Annotated in this window: 2 protein-coding genes; both read right to left on the bottom strand. The window is 72.3% G+C overall.

Annotated features, from left to right (window positions below; all coding sequences use genetic code 11):
• Nucleotides 1-128: 128 nt before the first annotated feature.
• Entirely contained in the window at nt 129-260 is a 132-nt protein-coding gene (locus H5J33_RS38150; protein ID WP_258565622.1) for a hypothetical protein, read from the bottom strand.
• Nucleotides 261-311: 51 nt separating this feature from the next.
• The coding region (locus H5J33_RS35275; protein WP_181798720.1) for an AI-2E family transporter at nt 312-1391 on the bottom strand (1080 nt) is incomplete at its 5' end.

The following is a 1391-nucleotide window of genomic DNA, read 5'->3' as shown; positions in this document are numbered from 1 at the left end:
CGTATCCCACGCACGCGGGCCCGGGTGCCACCTCCCGCGCCCTTCCATGCCACACCGGCGCACACGACGGCGGCGCCGCCTCCCTGGGACGGGGAGACGGCGCCGCCTTCCTCACACGCCTCGCGGCGTCAGATCAGCCACCCGAGGAAGTGGGCGAGGCCGGCGAGGATGTCGGTGAGAAGGTTCATGTCGTGCTGCTCCTTGCGGTGTTTCCCAGTGGGACGTGTGTGAACTCCGGTCTGCAGCCCGTCCGTTCGCACATCACGAGTGTCGTCCCGGCACACCGGCCACGGTGGTCACACGAGCGACGATCACCTGTTCAAGGGAACACCTGATCGCTTGTTCGAGCCGGCCGACGGTTCGGAGGGCCCCGCCCGCAGCGCGTTGAGCACCGCCCACACCACCGACACCAGCGGCACCGCCACCACCGCGCCGATCACCCCCGCGACGATGCTGCCCGAGATCACCGACACGGCCACGACCAGCGGATGCAGCCGCACCGCCCAGCTCATCACAACCGGGTGCAGCACATGCCCCTCCAGCTGGCCGATCACCACGATCAGCACCAGCACCCCCGCCGCCGTCAGCGGTCCTCGCCCGGCCAGGGCGACCACCGTGGCCACCCCGAGTGCCACCGGGGAACCCACCAGCGGCACGAACGCGGCGAAGAACTCCAGCAGCGTCAGCGGCAGCGCCAGCGGCACCTTCAGCACCAGCAGCACCACGCCCACCAGCACCGCGTTGGTGGCGGCCACGATGATGATGCCGCGCGTGTACCCCGCGAAGGTCCGCCAGGCCGCCCCGCCCGCCCGGTCCCACACCGCACGGGCACCGCTCGGCAGCAGCCGGTCCCGCGCCCAGGCCCACAGACGCTCCCCGGAGTGCAGGAAGAACACCGACGCGAACAGCGCCAGCGCGGCACCGGTGACCAGTTCCACCACCCGGCCCAGCTCGCCGACCGCGCTGCCGATCAGCGCCGACCGGTGCGTGGTCACGTAATGCGTCACCTGCTGCTGCAGCCGGGACAGCGCGCCCGGACCCAGCCGGAACGGCGGCCTGCGCAGCCACTGCTCGATGCGGTCCACCCCGCCGCGGAACTCGTTCGCCAGCCGCCCCGACTCGTCCGCCACCGCGCTGCCCACCAGCGCGAACAGACCCAGCAGCAGCACCAGACTGCCCACCAGTGTCACGGCCACGCACAGCGGCCGGGGCAGGAACCGGGCGAGCAGGTCGGTGGGCGGGCGCAGCACGGACGTCACCACCAGCGCGACGAACAGCGCCACGGCGACCAGCTGGAAGCTGCCGAGGACGCTGAACACCCCGTAGACGGCGGCCCCGACAAGGATCAGCCGCCAGGCGTACGCCGCGGCCACCCGCAGCCAGGGCACCGT

The sequence above is a fragment of the Streptomyces sp. WELS2 genome, from assembly GCF_013870595.1.
Classification (GTDB): domain Bacteria; phylum Actinomycetota; class Actinomycetes; order Streptomycetales; family Streptomycetaceae; genus Streptomyces.
This window is presented reverse-complemented; position numbering and strand designations above follow the sequence as displayed.